The following is a 17,363-nucleotide window of genomic DNA, read 5'->3' on the forward strand; positions in this document are numbered from 1 at the left end:
CCCTCTCTGTCCGCGGGTCACAGGTCGAGGCCGTGGCCGAACGCGAAGACCGGGTCGGCGGTGTCGTTGGGCACGTCGGGGCGGGAGGCCGCCACGGCGGCCATCGAGCGCGGCAGTTCGAACGGCAGGCGGCCCTCGGGGCGGGCCCGGCCGAACACCACGTCGAGCAGGGCGTCGTCCTGCGCGCCGTAGTCGGCGATCAGGGCGTGCGCGCGCTCGGCGATCTCGGGGAGCACGGCCGGCCGTTCCAGGTTGATCAGCACCACGGTGGGCACGGCGTCCAGCACGGCGAGGATGCGGGCGAGTTCGTCTTCCGGGAAGTCCAGGTGCCCGGAGTGGAACAGCGATTCGAAGCGGTTCGGGCGCTGCTCGTACGGCGTGTACAGGCGCAGCACGGCAAGGTCGGCCTCGGCCGGGTCCTGGACGGCCCGGCCGTGCCGGGCGACGGCGGCCGGGTCGAGGCCCTCGGTGTAGAGCCGGGGGGCGGGTCGGGTGACGGGCAGGGTGCCGTCGCGGTTGACCAGGACGGTCAGTGAGCGGCGCTGCGCGGCGGCCCCCTCGGCGCGGAACTCCGGGTTGCCGACGATCAGTTCGGCGGCGTCGGGGTCCACGTAGCGCCGCTCGTCGAACAGGCCGAGGACGAACTTCTCCCGCAGCAGCCGTCGCACCGAGGTGTCGAGCCGCTCCTCGGTGATCCGCCCGTCGCGCAGCAGGGCGAGCAGCAGTTCGGGGCACTCCTCGCCGCCGAACTGGTCGACGCCGGCGTCGAGCGCCTTGGCGGCGCGTTCGGCCGGGGTGAGGTGTTCGACGCCCCAGGCGCGGGCGCGGTGCGGCTCGCCGAAGATCTCGTCGTCGTTGAGCAGGCCCCAGTCGGTGCACACGATGCCCTGGAAGCCGAGCTCTTCGCGCAGCAGGCCGGTGACCACGCCGCGGTTGAAGCCGAAGCCGACCTCCTCCCAGTCGGTGCCGATCGGCTGCCCGTAGTAGGGCATCATCTGGGCGGCTCCGGCCGCGACGGCGGCCCGGAACGGGGCGAGGTGCAGCTCGCGCATCCCGCCGGGGTAGACCTGTTCCTTGCCGTGCGGGAAGTGCGGGTCCTCGCCGTCCTTCTGCGGCCCGCCGCCGGGGAAGTGCTTGACCATGGCGGCCACGCTGTCCGGGCCGAGCCGCTCGCCCTGCAGGCCGCGGATGTAGGCCTCGGCGAGTTCGGTGGTGAGGGCGGCGTCGGAGCCGAAGGTGCCGGTCTGCCGCGACCAGCGCGGTTCGGTGGCGAGGTCGAGCTGTGGGTGCAGGGCGACCCGCAGGCCGACGGCGAGGTACTCGCGGCGGGCGATGTCGGCGAAGCGGTGCACCAGTTCGGGGTCGCGGACGGCGGCCAGGCCGATCGGCTCGGGCCAGGCGGAGAACGCGCCGGCCCGGATCGAGGCGCCGATGTTGGCGGTGAAGGAGTGGCGGGGGTCGGTGGAGAGGGTGACCGGGATGCCGAGCCGGGTGCCGTGGGCGATCTCCTGGACGGCGTTGTGCCATTCGGCGATCCGGCGCGGCTCGGCGGTGCCCACCAGGTTGAAGTGGCTCAGGCCCTGGTCCCTGATCAGGCCGGTGGTGTCGGCGGGGAAGTCGCTGTCGTCGCCGTCCTCCACGGGCCTGCCGTCGGCGTGCATCGGCAGCATGGTGTGGAACATCAGGCCGGCCTTCTCCTGCGGCGTCATCCGGCCGAGCAGGTCCTCGACGCGTTCGTCCACCGGCCGGGCGGGGTCCTGGTAGGGGAGGACGGTGTGGTGCATGGTGTTTCTCCGGTACAGGGGGTGAGGGGCGGTCAGCGGACGCCGCGGATCGGGACGACGGAGAGCGCGCCGCCCAGGATGATCAGGGCGCCGGCCAGGTAGAGCGCGTCGTAGCCGGCCAGGCCGACCACCGCGGAGGCGACCAGCGGGGCGAGGATCTGCGGCCCGGCGTTGGCGATGTTCAGCACGCCCAGGTCGCGGGCGGCGTCGGCGGCGCTCGGCAGCACCTGGGTGACCAGGGCGGTGTCCACGGCCATGTAGCAGCCGAAGGCGATCCCGGCGAGAACGGTGTACAGCAGGATGCCGGTCCAGGTGGGCATCAGGACGGGGATGGCCATGGTGGCGGAGGCCAGGACGCAGGAGATGGCGATCAGCGGTTTGCGGCGGCCGAGCCGGTCGGACAGCCAGCCGCCGAAGACGGTGGCGGCGAGTGTGGAGACCGCGTCCACCGGGGCGAGGTAGGTCTGGGCGCCGGGGGCGTCCATGCCGTCGGGGAGCCGGATGTGGTCCTGCAGGATGTAGAACTGGAACAGCGAGACGGCGAAGAAGCCGAGCATCATCAGGAACCGGCCGATGAACGCCCAGCGGAAGTCGGCGACCTTCAAGGTCTCGGCGAACGCGGCGAGTTGGCGGCGCAGCGGGACGGGTTCGGTCTTCGTCGGGCGCTCTTCGCGGACCAGTACGGTGAACAGCACGGCGGCGAGCGCGATGACGGCGCCGATCAGCAGGTAGCCGGTGCCGAGGCTGTCGGGGACGAAGTGGGCGGCGAGCAGGATGCCGACCACCGAGCCGATCGGGGTGCCGATGCCGACCATCGCGGAGGCCACTCCGCGGCGTTCGGCGGGCACCCGGTCGGGGACCACGGCGGTGATGGCGGCCTGGAAGCAGTTCATGGTGGCCTGCACCAGGCACCACACCAGGGTGACCAGCAGGATGGTGCGGACCTGGCCGAGCAGGGCGAGCGCGCCGAAGGAGGCGAGGCCGCCGCCGAGGATCCACGGGTTGCGGCGCCCGGAGCGGTCGGAGAGCAGTCCGGCGAGCGGGTTGAGCAGGGTGGCGAACACGGCGGCGACGCCGGAGACCAGGCCAAGGCTGCCGACCTTGCCGTCCGGGTCGAGCAGTTCGATCTGGGCGGGCAGCAGGACGCCGCCCACGCCGAGGTAGACCAGGTACAGCGCGGAGTTGCCGAGGGTGAGCATCGGCAGCAGCGCCCGGCCGGCGGTTCTCGGGTGGGAAACGACGTCGTCGGCGGTGGTCATGACCGGCCTCCTGGGGTGGCCACGGTCCCGTGCGGCGGGAGGGGGAAGGGTGGGGGTGCCCCGCGCGGGGTGCGGCACGGCGAACGGACGGCACGTCAGGTGGCCGTCCGGCCCGGACGGGCACGGCGGCGGGGCCGGACCAGCAAAGCATGAAAACCGAGTGGCCAGTAGGTATTCATTTTGTGACCTGGGTCACACCATGCGGGGCTCCGTGAAGGGTTGGCTAAGGTGGCAGTCATGGACGTGAAGCACGGGCCGACCCGCCGCGGAACCCCGCGCGGCAGCTACGCGGTCGGCGACGAGCGCCGCACCCGCATCCTGGACACCGCCGTCGCGCACTTCGCCCAACTCGGCTTCCGCGGCACCTCGCTGGCCCGGATCGCCAAGGACGCGGGCCTGACCCAGGGCGGTCTGCTGCACCACTTCCGCACCAAGGAGGCGCTGCTGGTCTCGGTGCTGGAGGCCAGCGACGAGAACGACGTCGAGCAGTTCTTCGCCGAGGAGTGCGCCACCGTCGCCGAATGGTTCCACCGCCTGGTCGACCTGGCCGCCCACAACGCCGACCGGCCCGAGCGCACCCGGATGTTCAACGCCCTGGTCGGCGAGTCCGGCGACCCGGAACACCCCGCACACGCCTTCTTCACCCGCCGCTACCGGACCCTGACCGCCGACGCCGCCCAGTCACTGCACCGCGGAGTGGCCGGCGGCGAACTGCGGGCGGACACCGACTGCCCGGCCGAGGCCCGCCAACTGCTCGCCGTCATGGACGGGTTGCAGCTCCAGTGGGTGCTCGACCAGTCCGTGGACATGCCCGGCCAGCTGCACGCCTACCTGGACCGGCTGTACCGGGCGCTGTCCACCGCCGGCACACCACTGCCGGACGCCGCCCGCGCGCCACTGCCGGACGCCGCCCGCCCGCGCGGCTGACGGCCGGACGCGAGCGGCCCGCCCCCCGGGATCCGCGGCGTCGTCGGTCCCTTATGTCAACGCCATTGACGTTGAACGGCAGGGAACGGTCAGATGACGGCATCCGGGCCCCGCTCCCCCGCTCCGGGGCCCGGCGTCCCCCCGCACGCCGAAGGAGCACCGCCATGGCCGACCCCGTCCACGCCCTCCGGGACGCCCAGCCCGTACCGTTCTGGCTGGACTCCCCCGACCGGCCCGCGGCCGAACCCGCCCTGGTCGGCCAGACCCGCTGCGACCTGCTGGTGGTCGGCGGCGGCTACAGCGGACTGTGGACCGCGCTGATCGCCAAGGAGCGCGACCCCTCGCTGGACGTGCTGCTGATCGAGGGCCGCGAGGCCGGCTGGGCCGCCTCCGGCCGCAACGGCGGCTTCTGCGAGGCCAGCCTCACCCACGGCCTGGCCAACGGCCACCAGCGCTGGCCCGGCGAACTCGCCGTCCTGGAACGCCTCGGACAGGCCAACCTGGAGGCCATGCAGGAGACCGTCCGCCGCCACGACATCGACTGCGACTGGCAACGCAGCGGCTCCCTCAGCGTCGCCACCGAGCCCCACCAGGTGGAGGAACTGCGGGAGTTCGCCACGCTCGCGGCCCGCTACGGCAGCCACCTCGACGTCCTCGACCGGGACGCCGTACGCGCCGAGGTCGACTCCCCCACCTTCCTCGGCGGCCTCTGGGACCGCGAGGGTGTCGCCATGCTCGACCCGGCCCGCCTCGCCTGGGGCCTCAAGCGCGCCTGCCTCGACCTCGGCGTCCGCATCCACGAGCACACGCCCGCCACCGCCCTCGCCGACACCCCCGGCGGCCTGGCCGTCCGCACCCCCTACGGCCGGATCGCCGCCCGCCGCGCCGCGCTCGCCACCAACGCCTTCCCGTCGCTGCTGCGCCGCCACCGGCCGTACACCGTCCCGGTCTACGACTACGCGCTGATGACCGAGCCGCTGACGGACGCCCAGCTCGCCTCCGTCGGCTGGCAGAACCGGCAGGGCTGGTCCGACAGCGCCAACCACTTCCACTACGTGCGGCTGTCCGCCGACAACCGGATCCTGTTCGGCGGCTACGACGTCGTCCACCAGTACCGCGGCCGGGTCAGTGCCGAGCGCGACCAGCGGCCGGAGACCTTCGCCACCCTGGCCCGGCACTTCTTCCGGACCTTCCCGCAGTTGGCGGGCCTGCGCTTCACCCACGCCTGGGGCGGCGCGATCGACACCTGCACCCGGTTCTCGGCCTTCTTCGACCTGTCCCACCGGGGGAAGGTCGCCTACGCGGCGGGCTTCACCGGCCTCGGCGTGGGCGCGACCCGGTTCGGCGCCGAGGTGATGCTCGACCTGCTCGCCGGGGAGCGCACCGAACGCACCGCCCTGGAGATGGTCCGCCGCAAGCCGCTGCCGTTCCCGCCGGAGCCGGTCCGCTCGGTCGGCATCGGCATCACCCAGTGGGCCCTCACCCGGGCCGACGCCAACGCCGGGCACCGCAACCTGTGGCTGCGCACCCTCGACCGTTTCGGCCTGGGCTTCGACAGCTGACCGAACGCCCTCGGGAGGGCGGGCCGGCCGGCCCGCCCTCCCGAGGGGTTGATCAGCCGGGAATCCGCCGGATCCCGTTGCCCGCCGCGGAGACCTGCAGCGGGTCGGAGACGGACTTCACGGTCATGCTCGGGAACTGCCCGCCGTAGCCGACGGCGTTGAGCGCGACCACCCGGTAGCTGTACGCGTTCGCCGCCGAGGAGGTCATGTCGACGAAGGTACGGCTCTGGTGGATGTTGGGCTGGTCCAGCGGCGAGGCGATCGTCCCGACGTCGGCCCAGTTCGTGCCGTCCGTGGAGCGTTGGACGGTGAACGAGGTCTCGGTGATCGAGTTGTCCTGCCACTGGAGCTGGACCTTGGCGTTGCTGCCCTGGCCGACCACGGCGGCACTCAGCCCGTCGGGTTTGGCCGGGGGCAGGGCGAGCGATTCGGGCCGCATCATGTCCATCTCCTCGTGGCTGAGGATGTGGCAGTGGATGACGTACTCCCAGCCGAAGTTGACCAGCTGGTTGGTGATCGCCGCGGTCGGGTTGCCCTGCGGGTCGGTGTTGTTGAACATCGAGGTGTCACCGGCCGGCATCGCCGGGTCCAGCAGCCGTACCGAGTTGGGCACTTCGAAGGGCACCGTGGGCACCACCGGGCGCAGCGCGACGATGGTGTCCTCCAGTGGGCTCATCCGCACGGTGTCCTTCCAGCCGAGTTCGTTGGCGTCCGGCCGGATGATGATGTTGTCCCAGGTCACCCGGTTGAGCACTTGGACGTCGTAGAGGTGGAAGTGGATCGGATGGGTGTCCACGCCGTTGTGGGTGAACCGCCAGATCTGGGTGCCGTCGGCGGCGTTCCCGATCGGGGTGACCTTGACGTCTCCTCTCGGTAGTGAGGTGCCGTCGATCAGTTCGGTCTGTGGGTTGATGTAGGGGTACAGGGTGACGTTCTGGGCTCCGGGTGTGGGTGGTTGGGCTTCGACGCCGAGGGTGGCCTGCATGCGGCCGTAGGGGTCGAAGCTGGTGGCGTTCATCTCGTCGTGGATGGCCTTGGGTTGCAGTGGCAGGGTGGTTTTCGACGTCGGCGCCTTGAGCGTGTTGAAGTTGAACGCCGTGGTGTCGTTGACCCGGACCAGTCCGTCGCAGTTGTTCTGGGTGGAGCCCGCGGCGTTGCAGTTGCTGCCGGCGGCGAAGCTGGTCCCGTAGGCCGAGTTGTAGGCCGACTGGCCGACGATCACCGGGTGCTGGCCGGATTCGAAGACGCCGGAGCCGTCCGCGTGGTGGCGGAAGGCGGCCTGGAGCTTCGACAGGTTGAACGCGGGGGCGGGGGTGGTGTTGGCGACGGTCACCTGCATGACGGTGCGGGTGTTGGGGCCGTAGCCGGGCATGATCTTCGGGGCGCCGGCCGGAGCGAGGTCGGGGGCGCCGGTGTAGTAGTCGTAGGAGGCGACCCGGGCGGGGTAGGCGGCGGGCGCGTCGTTGTAGAGGATCAGGGTCTTGCCCGCGAACTTCGCGAAGTCGACCAGGACGTCGGCCCGTTCGGCGGGGGCGAGGACGAGCGAGTGCTTGTCCACGTTGCCGACGTCGAAGCGGGTCGGGTCGGTGATCCAGGTGGTCGGCTGCTGTCCGTCGATGACGGCGGGGGCGGGCAGGAAGCCGCCCTCGCTGGCGATCTGGATCCAGCTCGGCCCGGCGGCCGCGTTGTGCGCGTCCTTCGGGGTGGGCGACACGTTGGGGTCGGTCTGGGCGGCCTTCAACTCGTCGGGGTTCAGGGCGACTTCGGTGGTGCCGTCGCCCTGGTTCGGGTCGGCGGTGTACCACTGGAAGTTGAAGAACCGGTCGTTGGCGGCGTTGAGCATCCGCAGCCGGTAGGTCTTCGGCTGGACGGTCAGCTTCGGGTAGGCGACGCCGTTGACGATGGGGGTGTCGTTGAACTGCTCCATGCCCATGGAGATGTTCGGGGTGCCGGGGATCTGCTCCGGCTCGCAGTAGGGCGCGACCTGGTACTGCCAGGTGGTCGGGTCGTCCAGCTTGCAGTGCGGGTCGTGGTACGGGTTGGGGATCGGCCCGTAGGTGGTGTTGCCGGCCGGCGGCCAGAACCACGGCCCGTACATCCAGCGGCCGTAGGAGCTCATGCCGCTGGAGTCGCCGGGGTTCTGCGCGGGCATGTAGACGTGGTGGTACCAGAAACTGCCCTTTCCGCCCCAGCGTTTGGCGTCCCAGGTCGGGTCCTGACCGTAGGAGACCCGGTCGCCGCCCGCGTCGAACTGGTCCTTGAGCTGGGGGTCGTCGGGCACGAAGGTGCGGTCCTGGACGAGCAGCGGGAGGGTTGACGCGGCGTCGGGGATGGTGCCGCTGCTGATCAGGGCCTTCTCGGTGTCGTCGGTGATGGTGTAGCCGGCGGCCTCGCCCGCGTACACGTTCAGGCGGGTGATGCCGTAGGAGTGGTCGTGGTAGAACATCAGCCGCGCGCTCTGCTGGTTCGTGTAGTAGAACGTCGAGCAGCCGTCGTCGGCGGCGGCGCACAGGGTCGCGCCGGAGCCGTCCACCATGTCGGGCACGTTCTGCACGCCGACGCCCTGCGGCCAGTCGGTGTGCTCGCCCGCGGGGGTGATCCACTGGTGCGGGGTGCCGTCGCTGATCCACGGGGTGATGCCGCCGTGCAGGTGCAGGTTGGCCCGGTTGTCCGTGTAGCAGCCGGACTTGGCGTTGGTGCAGGGCGGGTTGCGCACCTCGTCGGTGACGGTGGAGCTGTTGCCGGGCGCGGGCATCGTCATCGGGCCCATGCCGGCGCCCATGCCGGTGCTGTCGACCGGCAGGAACAGGTCTCCGGCGGCGCCGGTGGGCAGCAGGTTGCGGAACACCACCCGCACCGGCCGGTCCTTGGTGGCGGCGATCAGCGGGCCCATCCACTGCGGTGCGGCGACGCCGGTGTACGGCAGTTGCTGCCGGGTGCCGTCCATCAGCTCGTTGTACAGCGGGACCTTGCGGCCGGGCACCGCGTCGGTGGAGAGCTGGACGTAGCCGCGCACCAGGGTGGGCGGCAGGTCGGAGGAGAACCGGGTGCGGTACTGCACCAGGCCGATGACGTACTGGTCGGCCTGCTTGCCGCCGGTGGTGACGGTCTCGGGCACCGCCTCGGGGATGAACTTCGCCGCCGGGTCGGTGCTCGGGTCGGCGAGCTGCTGGACGTCCGGGCAGCCGGTGCCGTTCGCGCCGGGGTTGCAGGTGACGGGCAGCTTGTCCTGGAACTTCTTGATGCCGGGCGTCAGGTAGCCGGCGCCGGGGCTGGTGACGCTGATCGAGCTGATCGCGCCGAGGTTGGTGACGGCGCTCGCCGTAGCCCCCGAACCACCGTGGCCGGTGGGGTCGGTGATGGTGACGTCAGGCGTCGAGGCGTAGCCGGAGCCGGGCGTGTCGACGGTGAGCGTCAGCAGCTTCAGGCCGCTGGCGGCGGCGGCCGGGGTGGCGCCGGCGATCGGGTCGGCCAGGGTGCCGTTGCGGATGGTGACGCCGGGCGCGGCGGTGTAGCCGGTGCCGGGGTCGTCGACGATCACCTTGGTGACGCCGCCGCTCGCGGTCAGGTCGGCCGGCTCGACGTGGCCCTTGGCGACCGTGCCGTCCGGCTGGGCGGGCAGGTCGAAGTCGACGGTCGGCATGGTGTAGCCCGCGCCGCTGTCGGTGACGGTCACGGCCGCCACCCCGCCGGAGGCGGTGGCCGTGGCGCCGCTGCCGCCGCCGCCGGTGACGGCGACCTCGAAGCCGCCGTAGCCGCTGCCGCCCGCGCCGACCTTGTAGTCGACCACGCTGCGGGTCTGCTGGATGGCGGCGGTGGCGGTGGCGGCCGTGGTGCCGCCCTCGACGGTGACGGTGGTCGCGCCCTCGGCGTAGCCGTGGCCGGGCGTGGTCACCTCGATGCTCGCGATGCCGCCGGTGCGCGGGTCCACGGTGGCGGTGGCCTCCGCGCCGCTGCCGCCGGCGGCCAGCGCGACCTGCGCGCCGAAGGAGTACGTCCGGTCCTGGGTGGCGTAGCGCTCCCAGCCGGGGGCGCCGACGGTGAGGGTGGCGTCCTTGGCGGGGGCGACTCCGGTCGGCGGGCTGGTGCTGTTGTCCGCGCCGGCCGGGTACACCAGGGTGTCGGTCGGCTGCCCCACGCCGGTGTCCACGGGGACGCCCTCGCCGTAGAAGGCGATCAGGTCGCCGGCCTGGACGGGCGTGTCCGGCATGTCGTAGGTGGTGACCTCGCCGGCGGTGTTGCCCGGCGCGGGCACCGTGCGCGGCCCGCTGTCGGCGATCACCGTGTACTGGTCGGCGGTGCCGGTCGGGTGCAGCACGTAGCCGTGGAACAGGCCGCCCTCGGAGGTGCTGGGGCTGCCGCCCGGGGTGGTCTGGTTCCAGGTGCGGAAGCCCTTGAGGGTGCCGGAGGGCAGCGGAGTGCTCGTCAGGATGACGAGCACCGGCCCGAGTTGGCCCTTCGGGGTGGCATAGTCGGTGGCGTAGGCCCGGGCGGTCAGCGGGTTGCCCACGGCCACGGTGGTGGCGTTGCTGTGGATGGTGACCTTGGCCCGGGACGTCGTGAGCGGGCTGTTCGCCCAGTTCGGCCATGGGCCGAAGTAGTGCGGGACCTTGCTCTGGTCGGTCGGCCCGGACGGGGCGGCGGCGGCCGCCTGCTCGGGCTGCGTCGGCGGCAGTCCGAGCAGGGCCGCCACCACGGCCCAGACGCCGGCCATGGCGACGAGGTGCCGCCGCCTGCGGCCCGGCGGCCTCGTTGTGTGGCGCGTGAGCACGCCGTTTCTCCTTCCGTCGGCACCCGGCCGCCGTCGCGCGGGTCCGTCCCTTCCGGCTCGGCGGGAGCGGCGGGTGCCACGGGGGTGTGCGGGGCCGCGCCGCCGGCCGGCCACGAGCTGCGGCGGATGCGGCCCCCAGTGTGGGGACGGCCGCCGGGCGGGCCTCGGAAGATGACATTCCTGTCATGAAGCCGTCATGACGGCACATCAGCTCCGCAGCGCACACACAAAGTGCGATAATCATCCGCAACTTGGGCGCGATCGCCGCCCGGCCTGCGGGGGGAGACAGGACCGAGCATGGCACGACTGCTGGTCGTCGAGGACGAAGCCCGCCTGCGGGCCTACCTGACCCGCACGCTGAGCGCGGACGGCCACCTCGTCCACGGCGCCGCCACCGGCCCGGAGGCCGTCCGCCGCCTGCGCGAGGACGCGTACGACCTGGTCGTGCTGGACCTGATGCTACCCGGCTTCGACGGCTTCGAAGTGATGCGGCAGGCCTTCGAACTCCGCCCCGAACAGCGGGTGTTGGTGCTGTCCGCAGTGGCGGACGTGGCCACCCGGGTGCGCTGCCTGCGGATCGGCGCCGTCGACTTCCTCGGCAAGCCCTTCGCCACCGCCGAGCTGGTCGAACGCGTCCGCTCCCGGCTGCGCACCGCGCCCGCCGGCGCGCCCCAGCGCTGGCTGCGGGTCGGGGACGTCGCGCTCGACCTCGAACGGCAGGCACTCGGCATCGACGGGCGGCAGATCCCGCTCTCCCACCGGGAGTTCATGCTGCTCGGCCACCTGATGCGGCAGGCCGGCCAGGTGTGCAGCCGGCACGAACTGCTGGCCGGCGTCTGGGGCTACAGCGACGACCTGGCCAGCAACGTGGTGGACGTGACGGTCCGCCGGATCCGCGGCAAGGCGCCACGGCCGATCATCGAGACGGTGCGCAACGTCGGGTACGCGTTCAGTGTCTGCTGACCGCCGCGCACGCGACCGCGCGCTCTTCGCGGGCTGGGTGCTGTTCGTGGCCTGCACCCAGCTGGTGCTGCTCGTCGAGCCCCACCTGGAGACGGTGGCGTTCCACCTGGTGTGGATCAGCATGTCCATCGTCTACGGCTTCCAGTCCTGGTCCCCCCGCCGGACGGCCGCGGTGCTCACCACCGTCACCCTGGTCACCGGCGGCACCATGACCGCGTACGCCTGGTACGGCCACCTCGGCTGGGACGAACTCGCCGAAGTCCCGCTGATGGCCCTGGTGTTCCTCGCCATGGCCTGGCACGTGCGCCGCCGCGCCGCCGCCCTCGCCGAGGTCCGCGCCGCCGCCGAACGCGAACGCCGCGCCCAGCAGGACAAGGAACTCTTCGTCCGCACCTGCTCGCACGAGATGCGCACCCCGATCACCGTCGCCCGCTGCTACGCCGAACTCGTCCAGGGCGAACTGCCCGCCGGGGCCGGTCGGGAGGACCTCGACGTGGTCCTCGACGAACTCGACAAACTCGCCCGTCTGTCCGGCCGCCTGCTGGTCCTCGCCGACGCCTACCGGCCCGCCGAACCCGACCACGGCCCCGTGGACCTCGACGCGCTGGTCCACCGCACCGTCCAGCGCTGGCGGCCCGCGACCGACCGCCACTGGCACCTGGACGCGCCCGCCGTCCGCATCGAGGGCGACGAATCCCGCCTGGAGGCCGCCCTCGACGCCCTGGTGGAGAACGCCGTCAAGTACACCGGCCCCGGCGACGCCATCACGCTGCGCTGCCGCACCGCCCGGCACGGCGCCGAACTCGACGTCGAGGACACCGGCATCGGCTTCGCCCACTCCCCCGCCACCGGCCTGGCCGGCACCGGCCTGGGCCTGGCCATCGTCCGCGCCGTCCTGGACGCCCACGCCGGCGAGCTCACCATCTCCCCCGCCCCGCACGGCGGTTCACTGCTCCGCATGCGCCTGCCGGGCTGACGGCCGCCGGGCTCAGGCCCCGGTGGCGAGGGCGATCCGCAGGGTCCGGATCTCGAACGGGCGAAGGGCGAGGACCGGCCGGGGATGGTCGCAGGCGTGCACGGGCTCGGCGTCCGGCAGCGGGCGCTCCAGCAGGTCGGTCTCCGTGACGGTGTGCCAGGGGACGGAGACGGCCAGGGTGGTGCGGGCCCGGCCGCCGTGCGCCTCGTAGAGACGGACCACCAAGTCGCCGGACCGGTCGTCGGCGAGTTTGACGGCCTCGATCACCACGCCCTCGTCCGCGACGGCGACCAGCGGAGCCACCGCCGTGCCACCGGGCACGGCGCGCTCGGGAAGGTTCAGGGCGTAACCCTCGCGGACGGCGTCGGCGACCCCGGCGCCGAGCACCAGGCCGTACCGCAGGCGGTGGGTGCCCTGGTCCGCGTCGGGGTCGGGAAAGCGCGGGGCGCGCAGCAGGGACAGCCGCACCGTCGTGGTGGTGCCGCCGTCGGGACGCACCTCGCGGGTGACGTCGTGGCCGTAGGTGGAGTCGTTGACCAGGGCCGCGCCCCAGCCCCGTTCGCCGACGTGCAGGAAGCGGTGGGCGCAGATCTCGAACCTGGCCGCGTCCCAGCTGGTGTTGGTGTGGGTGGGGCGCTCGACGTGGCCGAACGGGATCTCGGCGGTGGAGTGGCCGGCCCGCACGTCCAGCGGGAAGGCCGCCTTGAGCAGGCGTTCGCGTTCGTGCCAGTCGATCTCGGTGTCGATGTCGAGGCGCCGGGCGCCCTCCCGCAGGGACAGCCGCTGCCGGATCCGCGAGCTGCCGAAACTCCGGCGGACCTCGACGCCGCCGGGCACGGCCGCCACCTCGTCGGCCCGGTCCAGGTCGCGGACGGTGTTGCGGTAGAACGCGTCGAGATCCCAGGCGTCGTACTCGTTGGGGAAGTCCTGGTGGAGCTGGAGCAGGTTGGCCGCGGCGCCCGGCGGCAGGGCCTCGCGGCCCGCGGCCAGGTCGATGGCGGAGACCACCAGGCCGCGGGCGTCGAGGGTGAACCGGACCAGCCCGTTGTCCAGGACCAGGCGGCCGTCGGCGGCCGGCACCGGATCCACCGCGGGCGCCGGATCGACCCCGCGCGGTGCCGAGCCGAACGCGGGGACGCCGCCGCGGGCGTGCGGCGCGCCGTTGAAGACCACCGTGCCGTCCCCGGGACCGGCCAGTGCCCGCTGCGCCGCGTCGACGATCCCGGTCAGTTCGGCGTGGACGGCGGCGTACGTCTCCTCGGCCTGCCGGTGCACCCAGGCGATGGACGAGCCGGGCAGGATGTCGTGGAACTGGTGCAGCAGGACGGTCTTCCACAGCCGGTCGAGGGCCTCGTACGGGTACCGCAGCCCGCGGTGCACGGCGGCCGTGGCGGACCACAGTTCGGCCTCGCGCAGCAGGTGCTCGCTGCGCCGGTTGCCCTGCTTGGTGCGCAACTGGCTGGTCAGCGTGCCCCGGTGGAACTCCAGGTAGAGCTCGCCGAGCCACACCGGCGCGTCCGGGTACTCGGCGTGGGCGCGCGCGAAGAACGCGGCGGGCGCTTCGATCGCGACCCGCGGCGAGCCCTCCAGGTCGGCGAGCCGATCGGCGCGGGCCAGCATCTCCCGGGTGGGCCCGCCGCCGCCGTCGCCGTACCCGAACGGCAACAGCGAGCGGTTGGCGGGCCCCTTGTCCTGGAAGTTGCGGACACTGTGGGCGAGTTCGGCGCCGGTCAGCTCGCCGTTGTAGGTGTCCGCGGGCGGGAAGTGGGTGAAGATCCGGGTGCCGTCGATGCCCTCCCACCAGAAGGTGTGGTGCGGGAACCTGTTGGTGGTGTTCCAGGAGATCTTCTGGGTGAGGAACCAGCGCACCCCGGCGAGTTTCAGCAGCTGCGGCATCGCCGCCTGGTAGCCGAAGGTGTCGGGCAGCCACAGCTCCTCGGTCTCGACGCCGAACTCCTGCGCGTAGAACCGTTTGCCGTGGACGAGCTGGCGGGCGAACGCCTCCCCGCCGGTGATGTTGGTGTCGGGTTCCACCCACAGGCTCCCCACCGGCAGGAACTGCCCGTTCGCGGCCTTCTCCCGCACCCGGGCGTAGAGCGCCGGGTGCTGCTCCTTCAGCCAGGCCAGTTGCTGCGCCTGGGACATGGCGAAGCGGAAGCCGGGGTGATGGTCCATCAGGTGGGTGACGTTCGAGACCGTCCGGGCGACCTTGCGGGCGGCCTCGCGCAGCGGCCACAGCCAGGCGGTGTCGATGTGGGCGTGCCCGACCGCGGAGATCCGGTGGGCGCCGGCGGTCGCGGGCGCGGCCAGGGCCGGGCGCAGCACGGCCCTGGCGGCACCCGCAGTGGCCGGGACGTCCTGCACGTCCACGGCGTCCAGGGCCCGTTCGAGGGTGTGCAGGAGCTGCCAGCGGCGCTCCGCTCCCTCGGGCAGGGCGTGCATCAGTTCGCCGAGCACGTCCAGGTCCTGGGCGAGCTCCCAGACCTCCCGGTCGAAGACGGTCAGCTCGGCCCGGCGCAGCCGGTAGAGCGGGTCGCCGTCGGCGGCCCCCGTGCCGGTCAGCCAGGCCGGCCGGTCCCCGGCCCGGGTCGGCGCGTGGTGCGCCTCGCCGGGCAGCGGCACGGTCGGGTTGGCGGCGGCCTCCACGTAGTACGTGAAGCGCTCGCCGCCGCGCGCCGGGTCGGCGACGGGGATCCAGGCGTTGCGCGGATTGAGCGCCTTCACCACGCCGCCGTCGGGGCGGTGCACCAGGCCCTCGGCGGAGAAGCCGGGGCCGGTGACGTCGAAGCCCAGGTCGAGCACCGCCTCGATCCGCTGCCCCGCCCAGTGGGCGGGGACTTCGCCACTGATCCGGAACCAGCTGGTCGACCAGGCCGGCCCCCACCGGTGCCCCACCGCGACGGGCCGGTAGGACGCGGCGATCGCCTGCGCGGCGGGCACCGGCTCGCCGGGGGCGTCCCAGATCTCCACCGTCAGTGGCAGCGCGCGGCCGTGGACGGCCGGGCGGATGCGCTGCGACAGGACGCGGGCGAGCCGCTGCTCGGTCAACCGCTGCTTGCTGTGCACGGGAGTGCTCCGTTCGTGGCGGACGCGGGTGCGGGCGGGTCAGTTCAGCGGGCGGCACAGCAGCGCGTCCGGCACGCCGCCGTGGGTCCACTTCCAGGTGTAGGCGACGCCCGCCAGGTACTCGTTGTCGGCGCACTGGCCCTTGTAGTAACCGGGCGCCCAGTCGCTGGCGGCCGAACCGCCGCCGGCGGGCCGGTTGTCCCCGCTGTCGAACCACACGTTGCGCCCGGTCAGCGGCAGCGCGGTGGCGGCGGGCGCGCACAGCAGGGCGGACATCGCGTTGCGGTTGACGCTGTAGCCGACGGCGAAGGTGTTGTCCGGGCACTGGAGCTTGTTGTAGCCGCTGGCCCAGTCCCCGTGGGTGACGTAGCGCTCGTCGGTGACGGTGGTCCAGGCACCGGCGCCCTTGGCGGGCCGGCCGGCGTCCGTGCACAGGCCACGGCTGTCGCCGCGGCCGAGGCCGACCAGGCGCTGGGTGTCGGGGCAGTTGCCCTTGCGGTTGCCGTAGGACCAGTCGGGCCCGGCCAGCATGGCGGTGGACAGGTTGGCGTCGTAGTGGTCGAGGTTGAGCATGTTCCAGCGCGGGCCGTCGGCGACCGGACCGCTGCGGGCGGGGGCGGCGATCAACTTGTTCCAGTCGGCGGCGCGCCAGTCGCCGGTGTCCATGACGCCGAGCCGGGTGCCGTCCGCCGTGTAGTTGACCATCGCCCAGTTGTCCTGCGGCGTGCCGGTGGAGTCGCTCCAGCCGACCAGCGGCCAGATCGCGAAGTCGGTGTCGTTGCGCACCAGGATGTCGGTGAAGGTGTCGAACCAGGCGCGTTCGCGGGCATCGACGGGGCCGCGGCCGGCGGCGCCGAACTCGCTGATCCACACCGGAGCGGTGAAGTGCTGGCCGGTGCGGGTCACGAACAGCGCTTCCTCGTCAACGGCCTGGGCGAGCTGGTCGGGGGTGAGTTCCTCGTAGCGCGGGTCGTGGGTCTCGCCGGTGCCGGTGGCGCCGGTGTGCCTGGGGCCGGTGTAGCCGTAGAAGTGCGCGGAGTAGACGAGTTTGTCGGAGCGGATCAGGGTGTTGGACAGGGTGGCGACGGGGGTGAGCATCGGGCGCCAGTGCGGGGTCAGGTCGGTCGGGATGCCCTGCCAGTTGATGCCTTCCATGACGATCAGCAGGTCGGGGTCGGCCTGGAGGATCCGGTTGCCGGCGTCCTCCAGCGCCTGGTTGAGGTCGTGGTCGTCGCCCCAGCCCCAGTTGGCGTCGTTCCAGGTGTCGCGGCGCACCTCGTTGCGCAGGTCGGCGCCGACCACCCGCTTGTTGTCCTGGTACCGCTTGGCCAGGAACACCCAGTCGTCGATCCACTGCTGGGTGGACTGTCCGCTGTTCCAGCGTTCGTTGCCGTCCAGGCCGCAGCAGAACCGGTAGCTGGTGGTGTGGTTGTTGAGGATCACCGCGAAGCCGTCCGCGGTCAGGGCGGCGACCACGGCGTCCATCACCTGCAGCGGGGTCTTCCCCCTGAGCTGCGGGTTGGCCGCGACGGCCGCGTCCGGGACGGCGGTGGTGTCGTGGACGAGCGCGTTGGCGAACGGCAGACGGATGCTGTTCAGGCCCATGGTGTGGAAGTCGGCCAGGATCCGGGCGATCGGAGTCCGGTCCAGGCCCAGCGGAATGTTGTTCGACAGCTGCCGGGCCTGGTGGTTCGCCGGGTCGCGGACATCGCCGCTGCCCTGCCAAGTGCCTTGGGCCCCGGCCCAGTTGCCGGCCTTGAGCTTGAACCGGTCGCCGTTCGCATCGACGACGTACCGGCCCCGGGTGGACAGCGGGCCGGCCCAGGAGGCGGCGAGCTGCGGGCCGGTGAGGACGGGCGCCGCGGTCGGGGTGTCCGCAGTGGGAACGGTCGCGGCGGACGCGGTGGGGGCGAGGGTGCCGAGCAGGAGGGCGCACGCCGCGGCGAGGGCGGCGGACGCGCACCGGAGAGTGGTGCGAGGTTTCACGGAACGCTCCTGACGAGGGGGGAGAGGTGCGTCTGACCTTGCGCGGTGCGGTGGCGCGGGTGGTGCGGT

General features: G+C 72.6%; 9 protein-coding genes. 4 read left to right on the top strand and 5 right to left on the bottom strand.

The features are described 5' to 3' along the window. Positions 1-17 precede the first annotated feature (17 nt). Together ACFV18_RS20800 and ACFV18_RS20805 are read right to left on the bottom strand one after the other, a co-directional pair. Positions 18-1,784 (bottom strand): glycoside hydrolase family 3 protein, encoded by a 1,767-nt coding sequence (locus ACFV18_RS20800; RefSeq protein WP_380485260.1) that lies wholly within the window; start codon positions 1,782-1,784, stop codon positions 18-20. A 32-nt stretch (positions 1,785-1,816) separates the two neighbouring features. Beyond that, a complete protein-coding gene (locus ACFV18_RS20805) occupies positions 1,817-3,043 on the bottom strand; it encodes an MFS transporter (protein ID WP_380485262.1) in 1,227 nt (408 codons plus the stop codon). A 237-nt stretch (positions 3,044-3,280) separates the two neighbouring features. Here ACFV18_RS20805 and ACFV18_RS20810 point away from each other — a divergent pair, with 237 nt between their 5' ends. Both ACFV18_RS20810 and ACFV18_RS20815 read left to right on the top strand, forming a co-directional pair. After that, positions 3,281-3,970 (top strand): TetR/AcrR family transcriptional regulator, encoded by a 690-nt coding sequence (locus ACFV18_RS20810; protein WP_380485264.1) that lies wholly within the window; start codon positions 3,281-3,283, stop codon positions 3,968-3,970. Positions 3,971-4,134: 164 nt separating this feature from the next. After that, positions 4,135-5,532: an NAD(P)/FAD-dependent oxidoreductase gene (locus ACFV18_RS20815; protein WP_380485266.1), complete on the top strand. Its 1,398-nt coding sequence runs from the start codon at positions 4,135-4,137 to the stop codon at positions 5,530-5,532. Positions 5,533-5,584: 52 nt separating this feature from the next. On the opposite strand, the gene ACFV18_RS20820 is transcribed toward ACFV18_RS20815, so the two are convergent. Beyond that, the gene (locus tag ACFV18_RS20820) at positions 5,585-10,303 is read right to left on the bottom strand and encodes a multicopper oxidase domain-containing protein (protein WP_380485267.1); all 4,719 of its coding nucleotides are present in this window, start codon (positions 10,301-10,303) and stop codon (positions 5,585-5,587) included. A 297-nt stretch (positions 10,304-10,600) separates the two neighbouring features. Between ACFV18_RS20820 and ACFV18_RS20825 the strand changes: the two genes are divergently transcribed. Next, positions 10,601-11,266 carry a response regulator transcription factor gene (locus ACFV18_RS20825; RefSeq protein ID WP_380485269.1) on the top strand — a complete coding sequence of 222 codons (666 nt, stop codon included), beginning with the start codon at positions 10,601-10,603 and terminating at the stop codon, positions 11,264-11,266. Then, on the top strand, positions 11,256-12,242 hold the full coding sequence (locus ACFV18_RS20830; protein ID WP_380485271.1) for a sensor histidine kinase: 987 nt from the start codon (positions 11,256-11,258) through the stop codon (positions 12,240-12,242). Before ACFV18_RS20825 ends, ACFV18_RS20830 begins: the two co-directional genes overlap by 11 nt. Before the next feature lie 12 nt (positions 12,243-12,254). Here ACFV18_RS20830 and ACFV18_RS20835 read toward each other — a convergent pair whose 3' ends face one another. Both ACFV18_RS20835 and ACFV18_RS20840 read right to left on the bottom strand, forming a co-directional pair. After that, positions 12,255-15,308, bottom strand: a complete 3,054-nt coding sequence (locus tag ACFV18_RS20835) for a glycoside hydrolase family 38 C-terminal domain-containing protein (RefSeq protein ID WP_380485273.1) — start codon at positions 15,306-15,308, stop codon at positions 12,255-12,257. Positions 15,309-15,347: 39 nt separating this feature from the next. Continuing rightward, positions 15,348-17,294, bottom strand: a complete 1,947-nt coding sequence (locus tag ACFV18_RS20840) for a glycoside hydrolase family 5 protein (RefSeq protein WP_380485274.1) — start codon at positions 17,292-17,294, stop codon at positions 15,348-15,350. Between the last annotated feature and the right edge of the window lie 69 nt (positions 17,295-17,363).

The sequence above is a fragment of the Kitasatospora sp. NPDC059673 genome, from assembly GCF_042734215.1.
Classification (GTDB): domain Bacteria; phylum Actinomycetota; class Actinomycetes; order Streptomycetales; family Streptomycetaceae; genus Kitasatospora.

Bases quoted from the DNA above. Each gene is read 5' to 3' on its own strand.
- ACFV18_RS20805 (WP_380485262.1), bottom strand. From the start codon at position 3,043: ATGACCACCGCCGACGACGTCGTTTCCCACCCGAGAACCGCCGGCCGG.
- ACFV18_RS20825 (WP_380485269.1), top strand. From the start codon at position 10,601: ATGGCACGACTGCTGGTCGTCGAGGACGAAGCCCGCCTGCGGGCCTAC.
- ACFV18_RS20810 (WP_380485264.1), top strand. From the start codon at position 3,281: ATGGACGTGAAGCACGGGCCGACCCGCCGCGGAACCCCGCGCGGCAGC.
- ACFV18_RS20800 (WP_380485260.1), bottom strand. From the start codon at position 1,784: ATGCACCACACCGTCCTCCCCTACCAGGACCCCGCCCGGCCGGTGGAC.
- ACFV18_RS20815 (WP_380485266.1), top strand. From the start codon at position 4,135: ATGGCCGACCCCGTCCACGCCCTCCGGGACGCCCAGCCCGTACCGTTC.